This is a genomic window from Williamsia serinedens, assembly GCF_024171725.1.
Lineage (GTDB): Bacteria > Actinomycetota > Actinomycetes > Mycobacteriales > Mycobacteriaceae > Williamsia_A > Williamsia_A serinedens.
Map to the genome: position 1 here is coordinate 189,836 of NZ_JAMTCG010000004.1, position 23,310 is coordinate 213,145.

A 23,310-nucleotide genomic window follows, 5' to 3' on the forward strand; every position below is an offset into this window, starting at 1 on the left:
CGGCACCCCTCATCTCGGCCAGCACAGGAGTTGATCCGCTCGTGACAGCCACCCGGGAGCGCTCCGGCGACGTCCTCGACAACCCCGACATCGAGCTCGTCCGGACAGACCCCGACGCCCCTCCGGTCGCCATCGTCGACCGCTCCCCCATGACCGTCGGCAAGCGCCTGCTGTTCGCGGCGATCGGTCTCCTCGGCGCGATCTCGTGGGCCGTCATCGCGATCGTCCGTGGCGAGTCGGTCAACGCCGTCTGGTTCGTGCTGGCCGCGGTCTGCACCTACGTCATCGCCTACCGCTTCTACGCGCGACTCATCGAGATGAAGGTGATCGTCCCCCGCGACGACCACGCGACGCCGGCCGAGGTCCTCGACAACGCGAAGGACTACATGCCGACCGATCGGCGTGTGCTCTTCGGGCACCACTTCGCCGCGATCGCCGGCGCCGGACCGCTCGTCGGCCCGGTGCTCGCGGCCCAGATGGGGTACCTGCCCGGCACCATCTGGATCATCGTCGGCGTCGTGTTCGCCGGAGCGGTCCAGGACTACCTGGTGCTGGCCATCTCGACCCGACGACGCGGACGCAGCCTCGGCCAGATGGCGCGCGACGAACTCGGCGCCGTGGGCGGGACGGCGGCGATCGTCGCGGTGTTCGTCATCATGATCATCCTCATCGCCGTGCTCGGACTGGTCGTGGTCAACGCACTCGCCGAGAGCCCCTGGGGCGTCTTCTCTCTCGCGATGACCCTGCCCATCGCCGTGTTCATGGGCGTCTACCTGCGCTACCTGCGGCCCGGCCGCATCTCCGAGGTCTCGGTCATCGGGTTCGTCCTGCTGATCCTGGCCATCGTCGCCGGCGGCTGGGTCGCCGAGACCTCGTGGGGCGAGGACTGGTTCACCCTCTCGCCGGTGTTCCTGTCGTGGGCGATCATCATCTACGGCTTCGCCGCGGCCGTGCTGCCGGTGTGGCTGGTGCTGGCGCCGCGCGACTACCTCTCCACGTTCATGAAGGTCGGCACCATCGTGCTGCTGGCGGTGGGCATCCTCATCGCCCGACCGGTCATGCAGGCCCCGGCGATCAGTGACTTCGCCAGCAGCGGCACGGGTCCCGCCTTCGCGGGCTCGTTGTTCCCGTTCCTGTTCATCACCATCGCCTGCGGCGCCCTGTCCGGCTTCCACGCGCTGATCGCGTCCGGCACGACGCCCAAGCTGCTGGAGAAGGAGAGCCAGGCCCGGGTCATCGGATACGGCGGGATGCTCACCGAGTCGTTCGTCGCGATCATGGCGCTGATCACCGCCTGCATCCTCGACCCGCACCTCTACTTCGCCATGAACGCCCCGAAGGGGGCCACCGGCGGGACCGCGCAGAGTGCCGCCGAGTACACCAACACCAAGCTCGGGCTGCCCGGACCGCCGACGTCGGCCGATCAGTTGCAGGCCTACGCCGACGGCGTGGAGGAGAAGTCGGTCATCTCGAAGACCGGTGGCGCACCCACCCTCGCGATGGGAATGTCCGAGACGTTGCAACGCGCGTTCGGCGGCGACAGCCTGCGCTCGTTCTGGTACCACTTCGCGATCATGTTCGAGGCGCTGTTCATCCTCACCACGGTGGACGCGGGCACCCGCGTCGCGCGGTTCATGCTCTCCGACGGGATCAGCAACATCAAGGGGGCCAAGCGTTTCGCCGACCCGTCATGGCGCGTCGGGGCGTGGATCTGCACCCTCGTCGTCGTGGCGGGCTGGGGGTCGATCCTCCTGATGGGCGTCACGGACCCGCTCGGTGGCATCAACACACTGTTCCCGCTCTTCGGCATCGCCAACCAGCTTCTGGCCGCCATCGCGCTGACCGTGGTCCTCGTGGTGGTGATGAAGAAGGGGAAGTTCCGGTGGGCCTGGATCCCGGGCGTGCCGTTGGTCTGGGACCTGGCGGTCACCATGACCGCGTCGTACCAGAAGATCTTCTCGTCCAACCCAGCGATCGGGTACTGGCAGCAGCACAGCGATTTCGTCGGCGCCCGCGACGCCGGCGAGACGTCGTTCCGGACGGCCAAGACCGCGCAGGAGATCGACGCCGTCATCCGCAACACGGTCATCCAGGGGACGTTGTCGATCGTCTTCGCCGCGCTGGTGCTCGTCGTCGCCGCCGTCGGACTGTGGGTGTGCATCCGCGCCGTGCGCGCCGGCGGCCTGCCCACCACCGAGGTCGAGCCGGTGCCGTCCTCCCTCTTCGCACCGAGCGGACTCATCCCGACACCGGTGGAGAAGGCGGTCGCCGAGCAGTGGCGGGAGCACGGGACCCGCGACCCCGCGACGAGCCGGACATGAGCGGCCTCGCGCGCGGGCTCGCCACCGTCCGGCGCTACGTCGGGGACGTCATGGGCGACAACCACTATCAGCGCTATGTCGCCCATCACCGTCGGCATCACCCGGGGACACCGCTGATGTCCGAGCGCGAGTACTGGCGGATGCGGCACGCCGAGGCCGACGCGAACCCGGGCGCCCGCTGCTGCTGATCGGCACTCCCCGGACGCGGACAGCCGTGTCCGAAACCCGCTGGAGCCCGCCCGCGCCGGATGGCACCGTGGAGGCATGACCGCAGCAGCCCCCGTCGTCCCGACGGGCCCCGACGGTGTCGTCGGGTTGGACTTCGACGGCTGCTATCGCGCGCTGGCCGCCCGCGACCGCCGCTTCGACGGACAGTTCTTCGTCACGGTCTCGTCAACCGGGATCTACTGCCGGCCGTCGTGTCCGGCCATCCGTCCCCGCCGCGAGAACGTCGACTTCGTCCTCACCGCGGCCGCGGCGCAGCAGCGTGGTTTCCGGGCCTGCCGCCGATGCCTGCCCGACGCGGTACCGGGCTCGCCGCACTGGGACGTCGGCACCGACCTCGCGTCCCGCGCGATGCGCCTCATCGGTGACGGCGTCGTCGACCGCGAGGGGGTCGACGGACTCGCCCGCGCGCTCGGGTACTCCGTCCGCCACGTCACCCGCGTGCTCGGTGAGCACCTCGGCGCCGGCCCCCTGGCGCTCGCCCGCGCGCACCGCGCCACGAGCGCGCGCCTGCTGATCCAGTGCACGTCGATGTCCATGTCCGACATCGCCTTCGCCGCCGGCTTCGCCAGCATCCGACAGTTCAACGACACGATCCGCGAGGTGTTCGACGAGACCCCCACGGCGTTGCGCCGACGAGCGGACACCACGCGGACACCGAGGACGGACGGGACCACCGTGCGTCTGCGCCTCGGGCTGCGACGGCCGTTCGCGCCGGCGTGGCTGGACTGGTTCCTCGCCGGACACGCCGTCGACGGCCTGGAACACCACGACGGCACGGCCTTCCACCGCGCGATGACCACACCACACGGCCACGTGATCGTCTCGGCGGAACTGCACGACCAGCACGTCGACGCCGCCGTGACGGCAGGCGACCTGCGGGATCTCGGTCCGTCGATCCACCGGCTGCGACGGCTGCTCGACCTCGACGCCGACGCCGAGGCGGTCGACGACGCCCTCGCCGCCGACCCCGAGATCGGCCCCCTCGTCGGAGCCTGGCCCGGGATCCGCGTCCCGGGCGCGGTCGACGGGTTCGAGACCCTCGTCCGCACGATGGTCGGCCAGCAGATCAGCCTGGCCGCGGCGCGCACCCATGTCGGCCGACTCGTCACCACCCTCGGCGAACCCGTCGACGCCGCAGGCGATCTGCCCGTGACGCACCTGTTCCCGACCGCGGCGGCGATCGCCGAGCGCGGCCACGAGGTCCTCCGCGGACCGCGACGGCGGATGGCCGCGATCGTCGGTGTGGCCCGCACGGTCGCCGACGGGGCGCTCACCCTGCACCCGGCGATGGAGTCCGCCGAACTCCGCGAGGCGCTCCTCGCCCAGCCGGGCATCGGACGGTGGACCGCCGACTACGTCGTGATGCGGGTCCTGCGCGACCCCGACATCCTCCTCGACGGCGATCTCGTCCTGCGTCGTCACGCCGACGCGCTCGGCATCGACCTGCGCGACACCTCCCGATGGTCGCCCTGGCGCAGCTACGTGTCGATGCACCTGTGGCGCGACGCGCTGGCCCCCACCGTGCCGACCCTGCGGCCGAGCCCGCCCGCTCCCCGGGATGGAACCGATCCGACCGTGCGTGCGTCCGATGGACGACAGCCCCACCACGACCCAGAGGAGAACCCATGACCACCACCGGAGTCATCGCACGCACCACCGTCCTCGGCGAACCGTTCACGGTCGTCTCCGTCGACGACGCGGTCGTCGCGTCGGGCTGGACCGGCGACGTCGACGAACTGCTCGCGCTGGTCCACCCGCGTCTGCGACCCGACGGCGTGGAGGACGGCGAGCTGCCCGCGGTCGTCGAGGCCGTCCGGCGATACGACGACGGGGACCTCGGCGCGGTCGACGCGGTGGCGGTCAGCCAGCGCAGCAACGGCGCGTTCCTCGAGACGGCCTGGACCGAGCTGCGCCGTGTCGTGCCGGGGCAGCCGCTCTCCTACCGCGAGTTCGCCGCGCGCTTCGGCCACGAGAACGGTGGGCGTGTCGGCGCGCAGGCGTGTTCCCGCAACGCGGCGGCACTGTTCGTGCCGTGCCACCGGATCCAGCGGACCGACGGGTCGATGGGCGGCTTCCGCTACGGCATCGAGCTCAAGAGGCGGCTGCGGGCGCACGAGACGCACCACGCGCGTCGCGTCGCCTGAGACGGATGTGACGGGGTCCGGTGTCGTACCCCGCGGGCACCCTGTCGTCCATGAGCACAACGGTGGTCGTCGTCGGTGGGGTGTGCGCGCTGCTCGGCGCGGTCGCCGGGTGGTTCCTGCGTGGTCGTTCGGCCGGCGGCGACGTCATCGGACCGGTCCGCGAGACCCTCGACCGGCTCGCGACGGAGATGCACCGCGTCGAGAGGGCGCGCATCAGCGCCGACGCGGGCCTGGCCGCCCAGCTCGACGGGATGCGGTCGGCGTCGAGCGAGCTGGGCGCGCAGGCCCGGCGCCTGGCGTCGGCGTTGCACACCCCGCACCTACGGGGCCGCTGGGGCGAGGTGCACCTGCGCGCGGCCGTCGAGGCCGCGGGTCTCAGCCGTCACTGCGACTTCACCCCGCAGGCGCGCACCACCTCGGGCCGGCGCCCGGACCTCGTGGTGCACCTGCCCGGCGGTCACGACGTCGCGGTGGACGCGAAGGTCCCGTTGCACGCCTACCTCGACGCCGCCGCCACCGACGACCCGGAACTGGAGGCCGCGCTCCTCGTCGACCACGCACGAGCACTCAAGGCGCACGTGGTCGCGCTGTCGGCGAAGAGCTACTGGCAGGAGGTGCGGCGGTCACCGCAGTTCGTCGTCCTCTTCGTCCCGAGCGACGCGATCCTCGAGGCGGCCTGCCGCGCCGACCCGGACCTGCTGGAGTTCGCGTTCGGCCGCGACATCGTCCCCGCCACCCCGTCCACGCTCGTCGCGCTGCTGCGGACGGTCGCGCTGAGCTGGCGGGAGGACGCCGTCGCGCGGGACGCCGAGGAGATCCACCGCCTCGGACGTGAGCTGCACCACCGGGTGGCCACCATGGCCGACCACTTCCACCGCGTCGGCACGAGCCTGGGGTCGGCGGTGACCGCCTACAACGCGACGGTCGCGTCGATGCAGTCCCGCGTGCTCGTGACGGCCCGCGCGCTCGGCGACCTCGACGCGTACGCCGGTACGGAAGGGGTCCCGCCCGACCGCCCGGCTCCCGTCGACACGACGGTGCGGTCGGTGACACCGCCCGTGTGACCGGCCACGGTCCACCGGGGAACGCCGGGCGACCGGTAGGGTCTGACCGTGTTCTCCGCCCCCCAGGCCCGTGCGGGCGTACCGACGGGTCGCCAGTCGGTCCTCCCGACCGTGCGGGGTGTGCCCTGGTGGGGCGCGGTCCTCGTCGCCCTCGTACCCACCGCGGTGGGGGCTCTCGTCGACGCGGGTGGCCGAGGCGAGCTGTCGACCTGGTTCCGGGTCCTCTACTTCGTCGGCTGCGTCGCCGCGGTCCTGGCCGTGCGGCGCAAAGCCCTCTTCACGGCGGTGACGCAGCCGCCGCTGATCGCGTTCGGCGTCGCGCTGGTGACTCTGTACTCCCTCGAGGCTGACGCCAGTTCCGGCGTCAAGGGTCTCGTCATCAACGTGATGCTCCCCATCGCCAAGGCGTTCCCGCTCATGGCCTGGACGTTCGTCGTCGTCGGTCTGCTCGGTGCCGCACGCTGGTACCTCACCCGCGGACGCGCCGACGCCACCCCGCAGCGGACCCGGCGCCGCGCGGAGCCCGGACGCCGCGCCGCCGGCAGCCGACGCGCCTCCTCCGAGCGCGCGCCGCGCCGCGCCGCCGACGACTCGTCCCGCCGTGGTGCCCCCGACCGCGGACGTCGCGCCGCGACCGAACCTCCCCGGCGACGCGCCGCCGCCGACGCACCCCAGCGGCGGTCGGCCGACCCGTCGAGTCGTCGGTCCGCCGACCAACCGGGTCGTCGTGCCAGCGAGAACCCTCGCCGCGCACCGGAGTCCCCGCGCCGACGCGACACCCCGCGACGTCCCGACGAGATGCGGCGTCCCGCGGAACCCGGCGTGGTCGCACGCGAGACGCTCGGCAACCGCGAGCCGTACCGCCCGGCGCGCGCCGAGCCCCCGATCCGACGATCCGCCGACGGCGGTCGTCGCACGTCTCCCGCTTCCGACGTGCCCTCAGCTCCCCGCGCCCGCTACCGCGGGGTGTGACCTCCGGTCACCCCAGCAGTTCTCGGACGGCTCCCGCGGCGGCGGCGAGGGCGCGCCCGTAGCCGGGGCCGTGACCTGCGGCGTGCACCGCGAGTGGGTGCAGCTGGTGCAGCGGGATGCGGTCCCGCCACCCCGACCGCAACGGTTCCTGGTCCTCGTAGCCGGCGACGACGTCGTCGAGGCGCGGGCACCCGAACAGCTCGAGCATGGCGAGGTCGGTCTCGCGGTGTCCCCCGTGAGCGGCGGGGTCGATCATCACCACCCCGTCCGGTGTCCACATGACGTTGCCGTTCCACAGGTCCCCGTGCAGCCGCGCCGGGGGTTCGTCGTCGTCGAGCACGCCGTCGGCGATCCGGGCACACACGTCGCGCACCAGCTCGGCGTCGTCGTCGCCGAGGTTGCCGGTCTCGACGGCCACCGGGACGAACGGCAGCACCCTCTGCTCGGCGTAGAAGCGACCCCACGTCTCGGTGGGCACAGACGGCTGCTCGCGGCTGCCGATGAACGTCGCGCCCGTGAACCCCGGGGGCGGTGCACCGAACGCGTCCGCACCAGCCGCGTGCATCCGCGCGAGTGCGCCACCGAACGCCCGCGCCGACCGTCCGTCGGGTGCGCCACGCCCGAGGCGCCGGAGGTCGATGTGGTCGGCGCCGACGTCGAGGACCTCGACGACCGGCGCGCCCGCCTCGGCGAGCCAGCGCAGGCCGGCGGCCTCCGCGGCGAAGAAGTCCGCGGGCGCCCCGGGCCGGGACTTGCGGTGCACGTCTGTCGTCATCGCCGAAGATCCTGTCGTCGCTCGCGCTGCCGGAGGCCTGTTTCCCTGGCTAGCATGAAGTGATGCGTCCTCTCCAGAAGACCATCATCGCCGAGCTCGACGTCCTCCCCGAGATCGATCCGGGAGCCGAGGTACGGCGCCGCGTCGACTTCCTCAAGGACTATCTGCGGGTGACCGGCGCGAAGGGATTCGTGCTCGGGATCAGCGGCGGCCAGGACAGCACCCTCGCGGGCTACCTGTGCCAGCAGGCGGTGACGGAGCGGCGCGCCGACGGTGCCGACGCGGAGTTCGTGGCGGTCCGCCTGCCGTACGGCTCCCAGGCCGACGAGGACGACGCCCAGACCGCGCTGCGGTTCATCGCCGCCGACCGTTCGGTGGTGACCAACGCCAAGCCCGGTGTCGACGCCACCGTCGAGACGGTCGGCGACGCTCTCGGCGAGCGCCCCAGCGACTTCGTCCGCGGCAACGTCAAGGCCCGCGAGCGCATGATCCTGCAGTACGCCATCGCCGGCCAGCTGCAGATGCTCGTCGTCGGCACCGACCACGCGGCCGAGGCGGTCACCGGGTTCTTCACCAAGTACGGCGACGGCGGCGTCGACCTCACACCCCTCACCGGACTCACGAAGCGGCAGGGCGCGGCGATCCTCCGTCACCTCGGGGCCCCGGAGTCGTTGAGCAGCAAGGTCCCGACCGCCGACCTCGAGGACGACCGTCCCGCGCTCCCGGACGAAGAGGCGCTCGGCGTCACCTACGCCCAGATCGACACGTACCTCGAGGGCGGCGACGTGGACGACTCCGTCGCCGAACGGATCGAGACCCTCTTCACGAACACCCGTCACAAGCGGACGGTGCCCGTCACCCCGTTCGACGACTGGTGGCGCGACTGATCCGCGCCAGGCGGTCGAAGCGGTCGTTGGCGATCCGCATCACCACCTCGTAGGGCAGCGCGAACTTCCGGGCGAACCAGTAGCCGACCCGGATGTCGAGCGACGTGTAGACCATGTAGCGGTTGTGACGGATCCCGTCGATGATCGACGCCGCCGCACTCTCGGGTGACACCGCTCGAGACTCGAACTGTCCCACGGCTTTCCGCACGGACGGGTGGTCGCGGTCGATCCCGGCGATGTCGACGGTCCCCACCAACGGGGTCGCGACGGCACCGGGCACGACCAGGGACACGCCGATCCGATGGCGACGCAGGTCGAATCGGAGCACCTCCGACACGCCCCGGATGCCGAACTTGCTCGCGCTGTAGGCGGCGTGCCACGGCAGCGCCAGCAGACCCGCGGCCGACGACACGTTCACGAGGTGACCGCCGCGGCCCCGGTGGACGAGCGGCGGTACGAACGCCTCGATCACGTGGATCGGGCCCATGAGGTTCACCTCGACCATGCGGCGCCACGTCTCGTGGCTGAGGTTCTCCACGGTTCCCCACGCCGACACGCCCGCGACGTTGCAGACGACGTCGACGACGCCGTGCCGGTCGATGATGCGCGCCGCGAGGGCGTCGACCCACTCGTGGTCGGTGATGTCCCCGGCGGACGCGTCCAGCACGGTCCCACCCGCGACGGTGATCAGTGACTCGGTCTCCCGGAGCCCGGTGCCGTCGATGTCGGTGATCGCGACGCGCGCACCCGCATCGGCCGCCGCCACGGCGAGGGCACGACCGATGCCCCCCGCCGCCCCGGTGACGAACACCGAGCGACCGGCGAGATCGGGGACGGGTGGTCGCATGAACAGCAGATCACGTGCACCCATCCGGGGGGCCTTCCGGTCGACGTCGGCTCAGATGGGCAGTTTGCCACCGAAGGCGGTGTAGACGACGGACAGGAGTGATTTCAGTACATCCGAGGCAGCGTCGGACCCCTGACCCTGGATGAGTGCCAGGATCGACGACGGGTCCTTGCTCTGCAGCACCTGGGTGATCAGGGGCAGCAGGGCCTGCAGACCGGACAGGTCCAGCGGGTTCGACGACGTCTGCGGGGTCTCACCGGTGGGCGGGTTCTGGCTGCCCTGCGGCAGGCTCGGGCTCAGCGCCGTCGACGCGGGCGTCGACTGCAGGAACTTCACGATGCCGTCGAGGAGCGCGACCGCGTACTTCACCTGCCCGGGCTTGCTCGCCAGCTGATCGGCCTCGGCGGGGTTCGAGAGGTTGCCCATCTCGACGAACACCTCCGGGACCCGGGTGAGGTTGACCGCGGCAATGTCGGATCGGGTCTGGATGCCGTCGACCACGCCGGCGTAGTTCGCGGGTGGGAAACCCGCGGCCTTGAACGAGTCCCGCATCTGATTCGACGCGGCCTTGCCGGTCGTCGACGCGACGCGCTGCACGGCGACGTCGGGCACCGGCAGCTGCGGGACGATGATGTGGAAGCCCTTCTTTACCGGGTCGGCGCCGGTGGACGTCGAGTCGGCGTGCACGCTGACGGCGATGTCCGCCTTCGACGCGTTGGCCGCGGCGGCACGCTCGTCGACGCAGCCACCCCATCCGGTGTCGTCGGGGCGGCTCAGCACCACCTTGGCGCCCTGGCTCTCCAGACCGGCCTTCACCAGCTGCACGACATCCCACGCGACGGTGTGCTCGGCGGCCTTGTTCACGCCGGTGGCGCCGGTGGTCTGGCAGTCCTTCATCCCGCCGCGGCCGTCGGGGACCTGCTTGCGCAGGTCGTGCCCCGCCGCCGAACCCTGATGGCCGGGGTCGAGGAAGACGGTGCGACCCGCGAGCGCGTTCTTCTGCTCGGGAGCCGGGGCCGGGGTGCTCGGGGCGGCAGGCGCCGCCGGGGCCGCCGACACCGCGGGAACGGTGACGGCGCCGGCCACGATCACGGCCGCGGCGGCGCCGGCGATCGCCGAGACGGTCCGGGGACGGAGGCGTGTGCGGGTCATCGCATCTCTTTCGGCACTCGGGGACACTCAGGGCAGCGACGACGGACCACAGAAGCCACTGCAGTCACAACTGTCACACGAGAGTGCTCGCGACGCAAAAAGATGCGTCGACACACCGCGCGGATCGTTGACTGCGGCGGCGTGTCGTGATCGGTGCGTGACCCCCGAGTGATCAGTCCGTGCCGCGCGGGCGGCGGATGCGGATCGGTCCCCGGGCGATGTCGGGGTCGACGACCTCGCCGCGCTGGGTGATTTCGACCTCGCCGGCGTCGACCAGATCCCGGGCCGCGGCACGGACGGGGTCCATCAGCGGGCGCCAGTCGTCGGGGCGCACGCGTCGGGCGACGTCCGAGGGGCAGATCGACGACGTCGGTTTCCGCTCGGACAACAGGTCGAGCACGGCCCGTCGCAGGTCGTCCCGGGTCGGCTCGCTCATCGCCCCTCCCCTGTCCGCAGATACCGCGTCACGGCGATCTCCGCACGCCCGTCGACGCTCTCGTCGTCCCGGACCGGGAGGTCGTCGAGCACCGCGCGCACCTCCTCAGTGTTCATCCCCGCCCCGATGACGACCAGGTCGCCCGCCGACGAGCGACCGCGATGGGGCGCCACGTCGACGAAGCCGCCGACGGCGTGCACCACCAACGGTCCCCTGCGTCCGGGGAGACGGACGACACCCTTGATGCGGTACGCACCCGTCGGTGGGCGTTCGAGCAGCGCGGCGAGACGCCGGGGGTGCAGCGCCCCGCCCGCGGTCAGCGCCACCGACGCGTACCGGGCGTGGGCGTGGTCGGAGTGGCCGGAGTGATCATGGCTGTCGGCGGCCAGCAGGTCGGCGAGTTCGAGTTGACGGGGGCCGTCGTCCCGGCGGTCGGGAACGTCGAGGAGGAGCGACGGATCGATGCGTCCGTCGACGACCTCGGTCACCGCCGCGGTCGGGTTCACGGAACGGACACCGGCGAGCACGGCGTCGCGACGGGCGTCGTCGACCCGGTCGACCTTGCTGACCGCGACGAGGTCCGCGACGGCGACGTGCCGGTCGATCTCGGGGTGATCGGGCCGCAGCGCGTCGACGTTCTCCGCGTCGACGACGTAGACGAGCCCGCCGTACCCGATCCGCGGATCGGCGCTGCCGGTGATCATCCGGACCACGGCGACGGGCTCGGCGAGTCCGCTGGTCTCGACGACGATCGCGTCCAGCGCCACCGACGGCGACACCAGTCCGGCGAGCACGTCACCGAGGGTGTCGGCGTCGGCGGTGCAGCAGATGCAGCCGTTGCCCAGGCGCACCGCGCCGTCCACCGACCCTGCGACGAGCAACGCGTCGACCGACACCGCCCCGAAGTCGTTGACAACCACGCCGATCCGCGCGCCCGACCGCAGGAGGTGGTTGACCATCGTGGTCTTGCCCGCCCCGAGGAAGCCCGACAGGACGATCACCGGCACCGCGCTCATGCGCGGCCCGTCGCACACGCCTCGCACAGCACCACCTGGTGACGGTCCTCGGCGGCGAGGTCGGTGACGGTGTCGCCGGGTGCGCCGCAGGTCTCACACACGCCGACCACCCGCGCGTCGTCGGAGAAGCGCACGGCGGTCCGTCGGTCGAAGACGTACATCGCGCCCTCCCACAGACCGTCGTCGCCGAGATGCTCGCCGTAGCGGGCGATCCCGCCGTCGAGCTGGTAGACCTCACCGAACCCGCGCTCCACCATCAGCGCGCTGAGCACCTCGCACCGGACGCCGCCGGTGCAATAGGTGACGACCGGCCGGTCGCGGAGGTGGTCGAACTCGCCGGCGTCGAGCATGGCCGTCAGATCGGTCGTGACCCGCGCGGGCGGTGTCACCGCGCCGCGGAAGTGACCGATGCGCGACTCGATCTCGTTGCGGCCGTCGAGGAACACGACCTCCTCGCCGCGCTCGGCGACGAGCGCGTGCAGCGCCTCGGGTGTGAGCCGGGCCCCTCCTCCGACGACACCGTTCTCGTCGACGGCGATGTCCGGGCGCCCGAACGTGACGATCTCCGGACGCACCCGCACCGACAGGCGCGGGAAGTCGTCCGCCCCGCCGTCGGACCACTTGATGTCCGCACCGGCGAACGGCGCGTACTCCCGCGTGGCACGTACGTACCGTTTGACCGCCCGGATCTCGCCCCCGACGGTCACGTTGATGCCGTGCGACGCGACGACGACCCGGCCACGCAGGTCCAGCGACGAACACAGCGTGTGCTGCCACAGGCGGATGGCCTCGGGGTCGGGCAGTGGCGCGAAGACGTAGAAGAGCACGATCTTCGACTGCGACACGCGAGCCAGGATACGAAGCGTCGGCGCCGCTAAGCTCGCCGGCATGACGCAACCCCCGTACGGACAGCAGCCCCAGTACGGTGAGCAGCCCCAGTACGGTGAGCAGCCCCGCTACGGCGAACAGCCCGGGTGGGACAAGCAGCAGCCCGGACCGGGGACGCCCTACGGCGCACCGACGCCGCCGCCCTACGGCTACCCGATGGTGCGTCAGACGAACGGCAAGGCGATCGGCGCCATCGTGTGCGGGATCGCGAGCCTGGTGACCTGTCTGCTGTTCCTCGGCATCCCGGCCGTCGTCCTCGGCAACCTCGCACTCGGCGAGATCGACGATGCTCGCGGGATCCAGGACGGCCGCCAGCTGGCCGTCGCCGGGCGCCTGCTCGGGTGGGTGGCCATCGCGCTGATGATCCTGGGCCTGCTGGCGCTGCTCGTCGTGCTGCTGTTCGCGGCGGCGTCCACCCCCTGACCCGACGCGGGATCAGGCCGTGCGCGACCGCCCACCGGCCTGGCCGCGCCCTCGGCTCGACCCGCCCGACCGCGCCGACCCGCCGGACCGTCCGGTGCCGCCGGAGCGACCACCGCCACCGGTGCGCGCCGCGGCACCCGCGCGACCGGATCCGCTGCCCCGGGCACCGCGACGGCGTCCCGCGCCACCGCGGTTGCCCGCCGGGGCAGGGCGCGACTGCGTGTGGGCCGCGGCCACCGGCGGCGGCGCGATGCGCTCGGCCTGCTCGCCGACGAGGTCGGTGAGCACCCGCGAGCCCGCGGTCACCGGCGTGATGTCCACGCGGATCCCGGCGCGGCGCAGCAGCTTGGTCAGGTCGCCGCGCTGCTCGGGCAGGGCGATCGTCACGACGTCGCCGGACGCGCCCGCACGTGCGGTGCGGCCCGAGCGGTGCAGGTAGGCCTTGTGCTCGGCGGGCGGGTCGACGTGGATCACCAGTTCGACGTCGTCGACGTGCACACCGCGGGCGGCCACGTCGGTGGCGACGAGGACACGCACCGTCCCGTCGCCGAACGCCGCGAGGTTGCGGTCGCGCGCCGCCTGCGAGAGGTTCCCGTGGAGGTCGACGGCGGGGATGCCCGACGCCGTCAGCTTCTTCGCGAGCTTCTTGGCCTGGTGCTTGGTCCGCATGAACAGGATCCGCCGACCGGTGCCCCCCGCGAGGGTCTCCACGACGTCGGTCTTGGCGCCGGCGTCGGGGACCTGGAAGACGTGGTGGGTCATGGCCTCCACGGGCGAGTGGGCCTCGTCGACCGAGTGCAGCACCGGCTGATCGAGGAAGCGCTTCACCAACGCGTCCACCCCGTTGTCGAGGGTGGCCGAGAAGAGCAGTCGCTGACCGCCGCGCGGCGTCCGTCCGAGGATCCGCGTGACGACCGGCAGGAAGCCGAGATCGGCCATGTGGTCGGCCTCGTCGATGACCGTGACCTCGACCTCGTCGAGCGTGAGGTGTCCCTGGCCCATCAGGTCCTCGAGTCGTCCGGGACACGCGACGACGATGTCGACGCCGCCCTGCAGGGCGTCGACCTGACGCTTCTGGTTGACGCCGCCGAAGATCGTCGTGAGGCGCAGACCCACGGCGCCGGCGAGCGGCTCGATGACCGCGGCGATCTGGGTCGCCAGTTCGCGGGTGGGTGCCAGCACCAGGGCGCGCGGGCGGCCGCGGCGGCGGGTCGGCCCGGCACCGTCGGCCGCGATGCGGGCGACCAGGGGGATGGAGAACGCGAGCGTCTTGCCCGAGCCGGTACGACCGCGACCGAGGACGTCGCGACCCGACAGGCTGTCGGGAAGGGTGTCGGCCTGGATGGGGAATGCTTGCGTCTTGCCGTCCGCGGCGAGAGCCGACACCAGGGGTGCGGGCACGCCGAGGGCAGAGAAATCCGTCGTCATGATGAGAAAGCCTTTCCGGCGCGCCACCGATGACGCGCATCGCCCGACACGAGATCGCGGGCGGAGATGAACTTCCCCAGCCTACGCGACGTGCGGTCGATTCCCGGCGTCGCGCAGAGTCGCGTGGACCACAGTCGTCCGATGCCGTCGATGTCGTCCGTGCGTGCGAGAAATGGACACCGCACGATTTTTCGTGACATCTGTTGCAGAGTTCTCCGACCTATTCATCGGACATTCTTCAGGGATCCGACGACACATTCTGGGGCATGATTGCCCATATGTTTGCAATCATCTAATCTTTCGTCGCAGAAACCCAGAGCTGTCCAGAAGGGACCATTTCACGGCCATGGCCAAAAAGCAGATCGTGCAATTCATCGACGACATCGACGGAAAGGTTCTCGAGGAGTTCGAGACCGTCCGCTGGTCGCTCGACGGCAAGCAGTACGAGTTCGACACCTCGCCGAAGCACGCGCAGCAGTTCCGCGACTCGTTGACGAAGTACGTCGAGGCGTCACGCGCCGTGTCGGGCAACCGGGGCGGCCGGCGTGCCGCGGCCGCGACGTCGGGCACCGGTGGGACGCGGTCGAAGGAGCAGACGCAGGCGATCCGCGACTGGGCGAACAGCAACGGCTTCGAGGTGAGCGACCGGGGGCGCATCCCGATCAACGTCGTTGAGGCATTCGAGGCCGCGCACTGACGTAGCCCGACCCCGGACAGACGACGACGGCCGGTTCTCGCGTGAGCGAGGACCGGCCGTCGTGTGTCGGGTGGAGCTAAGGGGACTCGAACCCCTGACCCCCACACTGCCAGTGTGGTGCGCTACCAGCTGCGCCATAGCCCCGTGGTGCTCGTGCCGCCTCGCGGCGACCCGACCGAAATTACACCACCGCTCTCGCGGCGACCAAATCCCTGGTCAGCTCGACGAGTTGTCCGCGAGCAGCGTCGTCAGCCAGCCGGGACCGTTGAGAACGTTCGCGACGGGCTTGCCCTCGCTGAGGACCGTCGGGGTGCCGGCGTTGCCGCCGAGGGCCTTGCTGAGCTGGGTCAGCGACTGGTCGGCATCGGCCTTCGCCGCGTCCACACGGGCGCCCGACGAGATGCACTGCTGGGTCTGCTGCGACGCACCGACCGACCCGGCCGTGGCCGCCAGGGCGGCGTTGTCGGGGTCGTCGCCACCCTCGGCCGGCTGCTGCTCGAACAGCTTCGTGTGGAACGCCAGGAATTGGTCCGCGCCACCCGCCTGCGCGACACAGAGGGCTGCACCCGCCGCACGCGAGGAGTAGTCACCGGAACCGGAGTTCCGGTCCAGGAAATTGAGGATGTGATAGCGCACGCGTAGCTTTCCCGCGTTCGCGGCGTTGATCATCGCCTGCCCCGACGATGCCTCGAACTGTTTGCAGTACGGGCACTGGAAATCCTCGAACACGTCGATGGTGTGCGGCGCATCGGCTTTCCCGATGATCAGGCTCGCGTTCTGCGCCAGCACGGCCTGGTCCGCGCTCCCCTTGTCGCGCTGACTGTTCCAGATGATCCCGCCGATCACGACCACCGCGATGACGACGATCGCGACGCCGGCGAGGAGGTAGGTCGCCCGGCTCGAGGTGCGGCTGGGCTGGTACTTCGCGCTCACGCGGGGACGACGGGATTCGCTCACGCCCGATACGGTAACCCCGGTCGGCTGAGAACCACCTGAGGGTGCCGCGGCCCGCCGTCAGCCCCGCAGCGCGCCGTCGACCAGCGCCTGCGCCTCGTCCTGCACCGCCGCGAGATGCTCCGGACCCCTCATCGACTCCGCGTAGATCTTGTAGAGGTCCTCGGTGCCCGACGGGCGCGCCGCGAACCAGGCGTTGTCGGTGACCACCTTGAGCCCGCCGATCGGCGCGCCGTTGCCCGGGGCCTCGGTGAGCACCGCCGTGATGGACTCCCCCGCGAGCGTGTCCGCGGTGACCTGCGACGCCGACAGCTTCGACAGCACCGCCTTCTGCTCCCGCGTCGCGGGGGCGTCGCGGCGGGCGTAGACCGGGTCGCCGAACCGTTCGACGAGATCGGCGTAGTGCTGCGACGGGGAACGGCCGGTGACGGCGAGGATCTCCGCGGCCAACAGCGCCATGATGATGCCGTCCTTGTCGGTGGACCACACCGCGCCGTCGCGCTGCAGGAACGACGCCCCCGCACTCTCCTCCCCGCCGAAGGCGATGTCGCCCGAGAGCAGGCCCGGGACGAACCACTTGAACCCGACCGGCACCTCGATCAGGCGGCGACCCAGCGCGCCGACGACGCGGTCGATCATCGAGGAGCTCACGAGCGTCTTGCCGACCGCCGCGGACTCGCCCCACCCGGGTCGGTGGGTGAACAGGTAGTCGATGGCGACGGCCAGGTAGTGGTTCGGGTTCATCAGTCCCGCGTCGGGGGTGACGATCCCGTGCCGATCGGCGTCGGCGTCGTTGCCGGTGGCGATGTCGTAGGAGTCGCGGGCGGCGATGAGCGAGGCCATCGCGTTCGGCGACGAGCAGTCCATCCGGATCTTGCCGTCGGTGTCGAGGGTCATGAACCCGAACTGCGGGTCGACGGTCGGGTTGACCACGGTCAGTTCCGCGAGGTTGTACATGAACCCGATCTCGGCCCAGTAGCCGACCGACGCACCGCCGAGCGGGTCGGCGCCGATGCGCACACCCGACGACCGGATCGCCTCCATGTCGAGCACCTTCTTCAGGTTGTCGACGTAGGTGGTGCTGAACGGGTACCGGATCACGTGCTCGTCGTCGATGGCCCGCTCGAACGGCACGCGGACGACGGCACCCACGCCCGACCGCAGGATCTCGTTGGCGCGCGCAGCGATCCACGACGTGATGTCGGAGCCGGCGGGGCCGCCGTCCGGCGGGTTGTACTTGAAGCCACCGTCGCGGGGCGGGTTGTGCGACGGGGTGACGACGATGCCGTCGGCGCGGTCGGTTCTCGACGCGTTGTGGACGAGGATCGCGTGGGACACCGCGGGCGTCGGTGTGTGCCGTTCGAGTTCGTCGATCGCGACGGTCGCGCCGGCGGCGACGAGCACCTCGATCGCGGTGCGCCACGCCGGACGGGACAGCGCGTGGGTGTCGAATCCGATGAACAGCGGGCCGGTGATCCCCGCTCCCCGACGGTGTTCGACGATCGCGGCCGTCGTGGCGACGATGTGGGCCTCGGTGAAGGCGCCGTCGAGGCTGGAACCACGATGCCCCGACGTGCCGAACACGACCTGCTGCGCGGGGTCGTCGGGATCGGGGATCCTGGAGTAGTAGGCATCCTCGAGCGCCGCGACGTCGACGAGATCCTCGGGGAGTGCCGGTTGGCCGGCTCGCGGGTGCGCCACCGATGGGATTCTGCCAAATCGGACGACGATTAGTCTCGGCACCGGACCGACGCGTCGGCCAGGAAGCGAGGAGGGAGCGTTGTGACATCTCACGGACCCTTCGCCGTCGTCCTCGTGCTCCCGGGCGGGACGGACGCGAGCCGGGAACCCTTCTCGTGGCGGTCGCCGTCGGCGCTGCGCATGTACCCGTTCACCGCGAGCATCGCGGTGCGCCGGCCCCGTCGCGTCCGGGTGCGCCAGGTCGCCTACGAGCTCTACGGCTGGAACGACGACGCCGCACCCCTCGCACCGGCGTGGGCGGCGCTCGAGCGCGCGTCCACCGCGGCGCCGGGCGTCCCGATCCACCTCATCGGCCATTCGATGGGCGGTCGCGTCGCGGCGCACCTTGCCGCCGACCCCCGGGTGCACGGCGTGCTGGCGCTCGCCCCGTGGTGGCAGCACGCGGACTGGCGGCACATCCACGACGGCGTGCGCGTCGTCGCCATGCACGGCACCGCCGACACCCGCACCTACGCATCGCGCACCGAGAAGGGCGTCGCCGAGCTGCGCGCCCGTGGCCTCGACGCCACCTACGTCCCTGTGCCCGACGGCGGCCACGCGATGCTCGACCACGTCCTCGACTGGCAGCGCGCGGCACTGCGGTTCGTCGCGTCGGCGCTGTCGGACGTCCCGGCCCGGTCGTCGGAGGCGCGCGGACCGGGGTCGACGTGAACCCGGGCTGGACCTACATCCCGCACACCGGCGGGGGCATGTTCGACGTCCGACTGCTGCACGGGTGGTTCCCGATCGCCGTCCCGGTGATCACCGCGCTTCTGGTGCTGGCGGCGGTGGCGCGCCGGTCGAAGCGGTGGGGCGCGTTCTGGTTGCCCATCGGCGCGGTCGCCGGGGGCATCGCCGCGGTGACGGTGTTCGGCGTCCTCGACGCGCGCGGTCTCGAACCCGGGTCGGCGCCGGCGAGCTTCTGGCTGTGGATCGTCGTCGCAGTCGGGCTTGTGGTCGCCGCGGTCGTCGGGGTGCGGACCGCCCGATGGTGGCAGAACGGCATCACCGTCGTCGCCGTGCTGCTGTGCGTCTTCTGCCTGGCGCTGAGCCTGAACCAGTGGTCGGGCTACTACCCGACGTTCAGCCGAGCGTGGGCCGGCATCACGGACGACCCCCTCCCCCGTGAGACGACCCCGGACCGTCTCAACACGTTCCGCAACTCACCCGCCGCGGCGAAGGAGGGGCGCATCGTCGCGATCGACGTCCCCAGTCGTCGCAGCGGTTTTCGTGCCCGGACCGAGTACGTGTACCTGCCGCCGGCGTGGTTCGTCGGCGCGGAACCGCCGTCGTTGCCCGCGGTGGTGATGATCGGCGGTGTCATCAACACCCCGGAGGACTGGGTGCGCAGCGGCGAGGCGCTGCAGACCGTCGACGCGTACGCCCGCGACCACCGCGGCGTCGCGCCGATCCTGGTGCTGCCGGACGTGTCGGGCAGCCTGACGAACGACACCGAGTGCGTGGACGGGCCGCGCGGCAACGTCGACACCCACATCGTGGACGAGGTGCGGCCGTACGTGATCCAACGGTTCGGCGCCTCACGGCAGGCGCGGAACTGGGCGGTCGTCGGCTGGTCGATGGGCGGTACGTGCGCGATCGACCTCGTCGTCCGCCACCCCGACGACTTCGCGACGTTCGTCGACATCTCCGGCGACATCGGCCCCAACGTGGGTGACAAGGATCAGACCATCAAGACCTTGTTCGGGGGCGACGCGCAGGCGTGGGACCGCTTCGACCCGCGGACGGTGATGCTGCGGCACGGCCCGTACGCCGGGGTCGCGGGATGGTTCATCTCCGAGGGACGCCGGGGCCGTGACGGGCAACTGCACAGCCCGCAGATCACTGCGGCGAAACTGCTCGCGCCGGTCGCCCGCTCGGTGGGCATCGACGTCACCGAGCGTTACGAGCCCGGCGCGCACACGTGGACCTTCGGCGCCCTCGCCTGGGGCCAGGTCATCGCCTGGCTCCACCAACGCATCGACGACCCCGTCATCTGACGGGGTCGTCGACGGTGCCCGGGAGGGCGTTCCGGGGCCGGGAGGGTCAGTCCGGGATGTAGTCGAACGTGTCCGGGTTCGGGCCGGTGCGCCCGTCCTCACCCTTGTCGAGCTTGTCGAGCGCGGTGAGGTCGTCGTCGGTGAGCTCGAAGTCGAAGATGTCGAAGTTGTCCTTGACCCGGCTCTCGGTCACCGACTTCGGGAAGACGATGTTGTCGCGCTGGATGTGCCAGCGCAGCACCACCTGTGCCGTGGACTTGCCCACGCGGTCGGCGATCTCGGAGATCGTCGAGTCGTCTAGCACCTTGCCCTGCGCGATCGGCGACCACGCCTCGGTCGCGATCCCGTGGTCCCTGCCGTAGGCGCGTGCGGTGTCGTTCGTGAAGTACGGGTGCACCTCGATCTGGTTCACCGCCGGCACCACGTCGGTCTCCTTCGCGAGACGGTCGAGGTGGTCGGGCTGGAAGTTGGAGACGCCGATGGACTTCGCGCGACCCTGCTGCTGGAACTCGATGAGCGTCTGCCACGTCGAGACGTAGTCGCCGTCGTAGCGGGTGGGCAGCGGCCAGTGGATGAGGAACAGGTCGACGTGGTCGAGGCCGAGCTTCTCCAGGCTCTCGTCGAACGCCTTGCGCGCATCGTCCGGGCGGTGGAAGCCGTTGTTGAGCTTGGTCGTCACCCAGATGTCGTCGCGGGAGATGCCGCTGTCCCGGATGCCCTGCCCGACCTCGCGCTCGTTGTTGTACATCTCGGCGGTGTCGATGTGCCGGTAGCCGGTCTCCAGCGCCAGGCGGGTGGCCTTCGCGGTGTCCTCGGGCTCGATCTGGAACACGCCGAAGCCGAGCTGCGGGATGCTGCGGCCGTCGTTGAGGGTGAGGTTCGGGACGGTTGCCATGAGGCGGACCTCCTCGGGGTCGTCGGACACGGTCCGAGTCTCGGACCGACGGTGGTGTCCAACACGGCCCGAGGGGGTCGGCATTCCGACCGGCTACCCGTTCAGGCGTGATGCCTGGTCCGGCGTGGCGCCCCACCGCTGGTAGTCGATGGCCGAGCCGAGGTCGAGCGCGACCCAGTCGCCTCCCTCGTAGCGGAACAGCACGCGTGCGGCCTGGGTGCCCGGCGGCGCCGAGCGGCCCGTCGCGAACGGTCCGGCGCATCGGATGTCCCCGAACGCGACCGGCTTCGCCATCCGCCCGTAGATCTCCGTGGCCTGCACCGCGGTGAGCAGCGCCGACGGCGTGGCCAGTGAGCAGTCGACGTCGTCGGCCGGCGCGGCGGTGACGGTCGTTGTCGCCGCGGCCGGCGGGACGACCTGCGTCGCGGTCCCCGTCTCGGTCGGCTCCCCCGGATCCTCCTCGGCCGTCGCAGTGGCGGTCGGTGCCGACGCCACCGCCGAGGTGCTGATCGACGTCGTCGCGGACGCGCTGCTCTGCACAGCGTCGGCGGAGTCGTCGGAGGACGAGCACCCGGCGAGCGCCACCACGGCGGCGGCGAGCGGGAGGACAACCGTGACACGGCGCATCGCGGAGTTCCTTTGTTCGACGAACGGATGATGTGTCCGGTTCGTCGTCGTCGCCTGACTCGTCGTTACCCTCCCGGCCCGTTTACGGCTGATCGCACGACAGTCCCCTCGACGACGAGAGCCGCCCACCTGCGATGCAGGTGGGCGGCTCTCGGAGTGGAGCTGCCGGGAATCGAACCCGGGTCCTTCGTCGTGTCAGCAGGGCTTCTCCGTGCGCAGTCCGCTGAGTCTCTACTCGGATCTCCTGGTCACGCGAACAAGCCAGGATGACGATCCCAGTCGCTGTTTGTTGTTCCGTCCGCATCCGCGACCGAGGCGGACGGTGAGCTCCCTGGATGATGCCGGTACCCGGGGCGGGAGCACACCCGGGCCGACAGACTCACACTCGCTCAGGCGGCGAGTGCGAAGTCGCGCTGATGAGAATCGGCGCTTAATTGGTTGCTACGACGCTTACGGTGGTCTCTAGCCTGCACCGGCACGCTTCCCCTACATCGACGCACGCAGTCGAAACCGTTCAGCCCCGTGTAGGACCCGCCACTTCCGCAGCGGGCTCTCGATTCTAACAAGCGGGGTCCGACAGGTCATTCCCATTTCGGACACTTTCGCCCACAGACCCCACGGATCGGCTGCGACGTGCGCGATGGACACACGCGACACCTCAGCGGTGCGGGTTGAGGAAAGTCCTCAGCTCATCCCCTTGACGCGACGACCGAGTTCGCGGATCACGTCGCGGCGGGCGTCGCGCTCGGCGATGTCGCGGCGCTTGTCGTGCGCCTGCTTGCCGCGCGCGAGGGCGAGTTCGACCTTGACCTTGCCGTCGCTGAAGTACATCGACAACGGGACCAGCGTGAGGTTCTGCGTCTGCAGCTTGCCGACGAGACCGTCGATCTCCCTGCGGTGCAACAGCAGCTTGCGGTTGCGGCGCGGCGCGTGGTTGGTCCAGCTGCCGCTGCCGTACTCCGCGATGTGCAGGGCGCGCAGCCACACCTCACCGTCGTCGATGGTGGCGAAGGCGTCGACGAGAGACGCCTTGCCGTCGCGCAGGGCCTTCACCTCGGTGCCGACGAGCGCGATCCCCGCCTCATAGGTGTCGAGGATCGTGTACAGGTGGCGCGCCTTGCGGTTGGTCGCGATGGCCTTGCGGCCCTTCTCCTTCACCACGGCGCACCTCCTCACGGGTTCTCGATCGTCGCGGGTCGACGGTCCAGCCTACGCAGGGCTCGGCCGCACCCGCGAATCCTTTAGCATCCGAACAGTGTCCGCCCGCGATGTCGTCCCGTTGCCCGCCCTGCGACCCGCCACCCCCGACGACGCCCCGGCGATCGTCGCTCTCCGCGACGGACTCGCCCGGTGGCTCACCGACACCGGCGTGAACCAGTGGCAGGAGGGCGAGATCACCGTCGAGCACGTCGCCGCGGGCGCGCGACTCGGCGAGTGGCACGTCGCGGAGGTGGAGGACGAGATCGTCGCGTGCGTGCGTCTGGCGTGGTCGGACCCGGACTTCTGGGGCGACGACGACGCACCGGCCGGCTACGTCCACGGGCTGATGGTGCGCCGCGACCATGCCGGACACGGCTGGGGCCGCGGCCTGATCGAGTGGGCCGCCCAGGCCACCGCCGCAGCGGGTCACGACCGGCTGCGCCTGGACACCGCCGCCCACAACACGACGATGGTCGACTACTACCGCTCGCGCGGGTTCACCGTTCTGCGCGAGGCCGACCTGCCGCCACAGTTCGGGCGGGACATGCGGATCGTGTTGTTCGAGCGCCGGCTCGACTGACGAGCCCGGAACGACTCGCCCACCGTGCCGAAACTGCTC

Annotated in this window: 24 protein-coding genes, 1 tRNA gene and 1 other RNA gene; 12 read left to right on the forward strand and 14 right to left on the reverse strand. The window is 71.1% G+C overall.

The window, feature by feature from the left end; genetic code table 11:
* The first annotated feature begins 41 nt into the window (after positions 1-41).
* From LX12_RS11945 to LX12_RS11970, 6 genes are all read left to right on the forward strand, one after another.
* Positions 42-2,321, forward strand: coding sequence for a carbon starvation CstA family protein (locus LX12_RS11945; protein WP_253654778.1), 2,280 nt, complete (start codon positions 42-44; stop codon positions 2,319-2,321).
* Positions 2,318-2,509, forward strand: a complete 192-nt coding sequence (locus tag LX12_RS11950; protein ID WP_253654779.1) for a YbdD/YjiX family protein — start codon at positions 2,318-2,320, stop codon at positions 2,507-2,509. The genes LX12_RS11945 and LX12_RS11950 overlap by 4 nt, the downstream gene beginning before the upstream one ends.
* Before the next feature lie 76 nt (positions 2,510-2,585).
* Positions 2,586-4,178: an AlkA N-terminal domain-containing protein gene (locus LX12_RS11955; RefSeq protein WP_253654780.1), complete on the forward strand. Its 1,593-nt coding sequence runs from the start codon at positions 2,586-2,588 to the stop codon at positions 4,176-4,178.
* On the forward strand, positions 4,175-4,693 hold the full coding sequence (locus LX12_RS11960) for a methylated-DNA--[protein]-cysteine S-methyltransferase (RefSeq protein ID WP_253654781.1): 519 nt from the start codon (positions 4,175-4,177) through the stop codon (positions 4,691-4,693). Before LX12_RS11955 ends, LX12_RS11960 begins: the two co-directional genes overlap by 4 nt.
* Before the next feature lie 50 nt (positions 4,694-4,743).
* Positions 4,744-5,757, forward strand: coding sequence for a DNA recombination protein RmuC (locus tag LX12_RS11965; RefSeq protein ID WP_253654782.1), 1,014 nt, complete (start codon positions 4,744-4,746; stop codon positions 5,755-5,757).
* A gap of 48 nt (positions 5,758-5,805) precedes the next feature.
* Positions 5,806-6,729 (forward strand): DUF6542 domain-containing protein, encoded by a 924-nt coding sequence (locus LX12_RS11970; protein WP_253654783.1) that lies wholly within the window; start codon positions 5,806-5,808, stop codon positions 6,727-6,729.
* Between the two features lie 7 nt (positions 6,730-6,736).
* Here LX12_RS11970 and LX12_RS11975 read toward each other — a convergent pair whose 3' ends face one another.
* Positions 6,737-7,504 (reverse strand): fructosamine kinase family protein, encoded by a 768-nt coding sequence (locus LX12_RS11975; protein ID WP_253654784.1) that lies wholly within the window; start codon positions 7,502-7,504, stop codon positions 6,737-6,739.
* A 62-nt stretch (positions 7,505-7,566) separates the two neighbouring features.
* Here LX12_RS11975 and nadE point away from each other — a divergent pair, with 62 nt between their 5' ends.
* Entirely contained in the window at positions 7,567-8,391 is an 825-nt protein-coding gene (gene nadE, locus LX12_RS11980; RefSeq protein WP_253654785.1) for an NAD(+) synthase, read from the forward strand.
* On the opposite strand, the gene LX12_RS11985 is transcribed toward nadE, so the two are convergent.
* The 5 genes from LX12_RS11985 to trhO form a co-directional block, all read right to left on the reverse strand.
* Positions 8,360-9,262, reverse strand: a complete 903-nt coding sequence (locus tag LX12_RS11985) for an SDR family oxidoreductase (RefSeq protein ID WP_253654786.1) — start codon at positions 9,260-9,262, stop codon at positions 8,360-8,362. The two genes, nadE and LX12_RS11985, sit on opposite strands and share 32 nt — an antisense overlap.
* 27 nt (positions 9,263-9,289) lie before the next feature.
* Positions 9,290-10,390, reverse strand: coding sequence for an N-acetylmuramoyl-L-alanine amidase (locus LX12_RS11990; protein ID WP_253654787.1), 1,101 nt, complete (start codon positions 10,388-10,390; stop codon positions 9,290-9,292).
* Between the two features lie 172 nt (positions 10,391-10,562).
* Positions 10,563-10,826, reverse strand: a complete 264-nt coding sequence (locus LX12_RS11995) for a DUF3253 domain-containing protein (protein WP_253654788.1) — start codon at positions 10,824-10,826, stop codon at positions 10,563-10,565.
* Entirely contained in the window at positions 10,823-11,842 is a 1,020-nt protein-coding gene (locus tag LX12_RS12000) for a CobW family GTP-binding protein (protein ID WP_253654789.1), read from the reverse strand. Before LX12_RS12000 ends, LX12_RS11995 begins: the two co-directional genes overlap by 4 nt.
* Positions 11,839-12,687 (reverse strand): oxygen-dependent tRNA uridine(34) hydroxylase TrhO, encoded by an 849-nt coding sequence (trhO, locus tag LX12_RS12005; protein ID WP_253654790.1) that lies wholly within the window; start codon positions 12,685-12,687, stop codon positions 11,839-11,841. Before trhO ends, LX12_RS12000 begins: the two co-directional genes overlap by 4 nt.
* A 43-nt stretch (positions 12,688-12,730) precedes the next feature.
* Between trhO and LX12_RS12010 the strand changes: the two genes are divergently transcribed.
* Positions 12,731-13,153 (forward strand): DUF4190 domain-containing protein, encoded by a 423-nt coding sequence (locus tag LX12_RS12010; RefSeq protein ID WP_253654791.1) that lies wholly within the window; start codon positions 12,731-12,733, stop codon positions 13,151-13,153.
* A 12-nt stretch (positions 13,154-13,165) separates the two neighbouring features.
* On the opposite strand, the gene LX12_RS12015 is transcribed toward LX12_RS12010, so the two are convergent.
* Entirely contained in the window at positions 13,166-14,581 is a 1,416-nt protein-coding gene (locus LX12_RS12015; protein WP_253654792.1) for a DEAD/DEAH box helicase, read from the reverse strand.
* A gap of 346 nt (positions 14,582-14,927) precedes the next feature.
* Between LX12_RS12015 and LX12_RS12020 the strand changes: the two genes are divergently transcribed.
* Positions 14,928-15,278, forward strand: coding sequence for a histone-like nucleoid-structuring protein Lsr2 (locus LX12_RS12020; protein ID WP_253654793.1), 351 nt, complete (start codon positions 14,928-14,930; stop codon positions 15,276-15,278).
* Between the two features lie 71 nt (positions 15,279-15,349).
* On the opposite strand, the gene LX12_RS12025 is transcribed toward LX12_RS12020, so the two are convergent.
* The 3 genes from LX12_RS12025 to pgm form a co-directional block, all read right to left on the reverse strand.
* Positions 15,350-15,422, reverse strand: a tRNA-Ala gene (locus tag LX12_RS12025).
* A gap of 72 nt (positions 15,423-15,494) precedes the next feature.
* A complete protein-coding gene (locus LX12_RS12030) occupies positions 15,495-16,235 on the reverse strand; it encodes a DsbA family protein (RefSeq protein ID WP_253654794.1) in 741 nt (246 codons plus the stop codon).
* 57 nt (positions 16,236-16,292) lie between these two features.
* Positions 16,293-17,933, reverse strand: a complete 1,641-nt coding sequence (gene pgm / locus LX12_RS12035; protein ID WP_253654795.1) for a phosphoglucomutase (alpha-D-glucose-1,6-bisphosphate-dependent) — start codon at positions 17,931-17,933, stop codon at positions 16,293-16,295.
* Between the two features lie 81 nt (positions 17,934-18,014).
* Between pgm and LX12_RS12040 the strand changes: the two genes are divergently transcribed.
* Entirely contained in the window at positions 18,015-18,644 is a 630-nt protein-coding gene (locus tag LX12_RS12040) for an alpha/beta fold hydrolase (protein WP_253654796.1), read from the forward strand.
* On the forward strand, positions 18,641-19,969 hold the full coding sequence (locus LX12_RS12045) for an alpha/beta hydrolase (protein WP_253654797.1): 1,329 nt from the start codon (positions 18,641-18,643) through the stop codon (positions 19,967-19,969). The genes LX12_RS12040 and LX12_RS12045 overlap by 4 nt, the downstream gene beginning before the upstream one ends.
* Before the next feature lie 46 nt (positions 19,970-20,015).
* On the opposite strand, the gene LX12_RS12050 is transcribed toward LX12_RS12045, so the two are convergent.
* From LX12_RS12050 to smpB, 4 genes are all read right to left on the reverse strand, one after another.
* A complete protein-coding gene (locus LX12_RS12050; RefSeq protein WP_253655097.1) occupies positions 20,016-20,864 on the reverse strand; it encodes an aldo/keto reductase in 849 nt (282 codons plus the stop codon).
* A gap of 93 nt (positions 20,865-20,957) precedes the next feature.
* Positions 20,958-21,491, reverse strand: coding sequence for a hypothetical protein (locus LX12_RS12055; RefSeq protein WP_253654798.1), 534 nt, complete (start codon positions 21,489-21,491; stop codon positions 20,958-20,960).
* A gap of 154 nt (positions 21,492-21,645) precedes the next feature.
* Positions 21,646-22,013: a transfer-messenger RNA gene (gene ssrA, locus LX12_RS12060) on the reverse strand.
* A gap of 162 nt (positions 22,014-22,175) precedes the next feature.
* A complete protein-coding gene (gene smpB / locus LX12_RS12065; protein ID WP_253655098.1) occupies positions 22,176-22,649 on the reverse strand; it encodes an SsrA-binding protein SmpB in 474 nt (157 codons plus the stop codon).
* Between the two features lie 97 nt (positions 22,650-22,746).
* Between smpB and LX12_RS12070 the strand changes: the two genes are divergently transcribed.
* Positions 22,747-23,271 (forward strand): GNAT family N-acetyltransferase, encoded by a 525-nt coding sequence (locus LX12_RS12070; RefSeq protein WP_253654799.1) that lies wholly within the window; start codon positions 22,747-22,749, stop codon positions 23,269-23,271.
* Positions 23,272-23,310 lie beyond the last annotated feature (39 nt).

What these genes read in the sequence shown, in the direction of transcription:
- LX12_RS11965 (WP_253654782.1), top strand. Translation starts at nt 4,744, where the DNA reads ATGAGCACAACGGTGGTCGTCGTCGGTGGGGTGTGCGCGCTGCTCGGC.
- LX12_RS11995 (WP_253654788.1), bottom strand. Translation starts at nt 10,826, where the DNA reads ATGAGCGAGCCGACCCGGGACGACCTGCGACGGGCCGTGCTCGACCTG.
- LX12_RS12050 (WP_253655097.1), bottom strand. Translation starts at nt 20,864, where the DNA reads ATGGCAACCGTCCCGAACCTCACCCTCAACGACGGCCGCAGCATCCCG.
- LX12_RS11955 (WP_253654780.1), top strand. Translation starts at nt 2,586, where the DNA reads ATGACCGCAGCAGCCCCCGTCGTCCCGACGGGCCCCGACGGTGTCGTC.
- LX12_RS11985 (WP_253654786.1), bottom strand. Translation starts at nt 9,262, where the DNA reads ATGGGTGCACGTGATCTGCTGTTCATGCGACCACCCGTCCCCGATCTC.
- LX12_RS11950 (WP_253654779.1), top strand. Translation starts at nt 2,318, where the DNA reads ATGAGCGGCCTCGCGCGCGGGCTCGCCACCGTCCGGCGCTACGTCGGG.
- LX12_RS11975 (WP_253654784.1), bottom strand. Translation starts at nt 7,504, where the DNA reads ATGACGACAGACGTGCACCGCAAGTCCCGGCCCGGGGCGCCCGCGGAC.
- LX12_RS12055 (WP_253654798.1), bottom strand. Translation starts at nt 21,491, where the DNA reads ATGCGCCGTGTCACGGTTGTCCTCCCGCTCGCCGCCGCCGTGGTGGCG.
- LX12_RS12020 (WP_253654793.1), top strand. Translation starts at nt 14,928, where the DNA reads ATGGCCAAAAAGCAGATCGTGCAATTCATCGACGACATCGACGGAAAG.
- LX12_RS11990 (WP_253654787.1), bottom strand. Translation starts at nt 10,390, where the DNA reads ATGACCCGCACACGCCTCCGTCCCCGGACCGTCTCGGCGATCGCCGGC.
- LX12_RS12000 (WP_253654789.1), bottom strand. Translation starts at nt 11,842, where the DNA reads ATGAGCGCGGTGCCGGTGATCGTCCTGTCGGGCTTCCTCGGGGCGGGC.
- LX12_RS12015 (WP_253654792.1), bottom strand. Translation starts at nt 14,581, where the DNA reads ATGACGACGGATTTCTCTGCCCTCGGCGTGCCCGCACCCCTGGTGTCG.
- LX12_RS11960 (WP_253654781.1), top strand. Translation starts at nt 4,175, where the DNA reads ATGACCACCACCGGAGTCATCGCACGCACCACCGTCCTCGGCGAACCG.
- LX12_RS12010 (WP_253654791.1), top strand. Translation starts at nt 12,731, where the DNA reads ATGACGCAACCCCCGTACGGACAGCAGCCCCAGTACGGTGAGCAGCCC.
- nadE (WP_253654785.1), top strand. Translation starts at nt 7,567, where the DNA reads ATGCGTCCTCTCCAGAAGACCATCATCGCCGAGCTCGACGTCCTCCCC.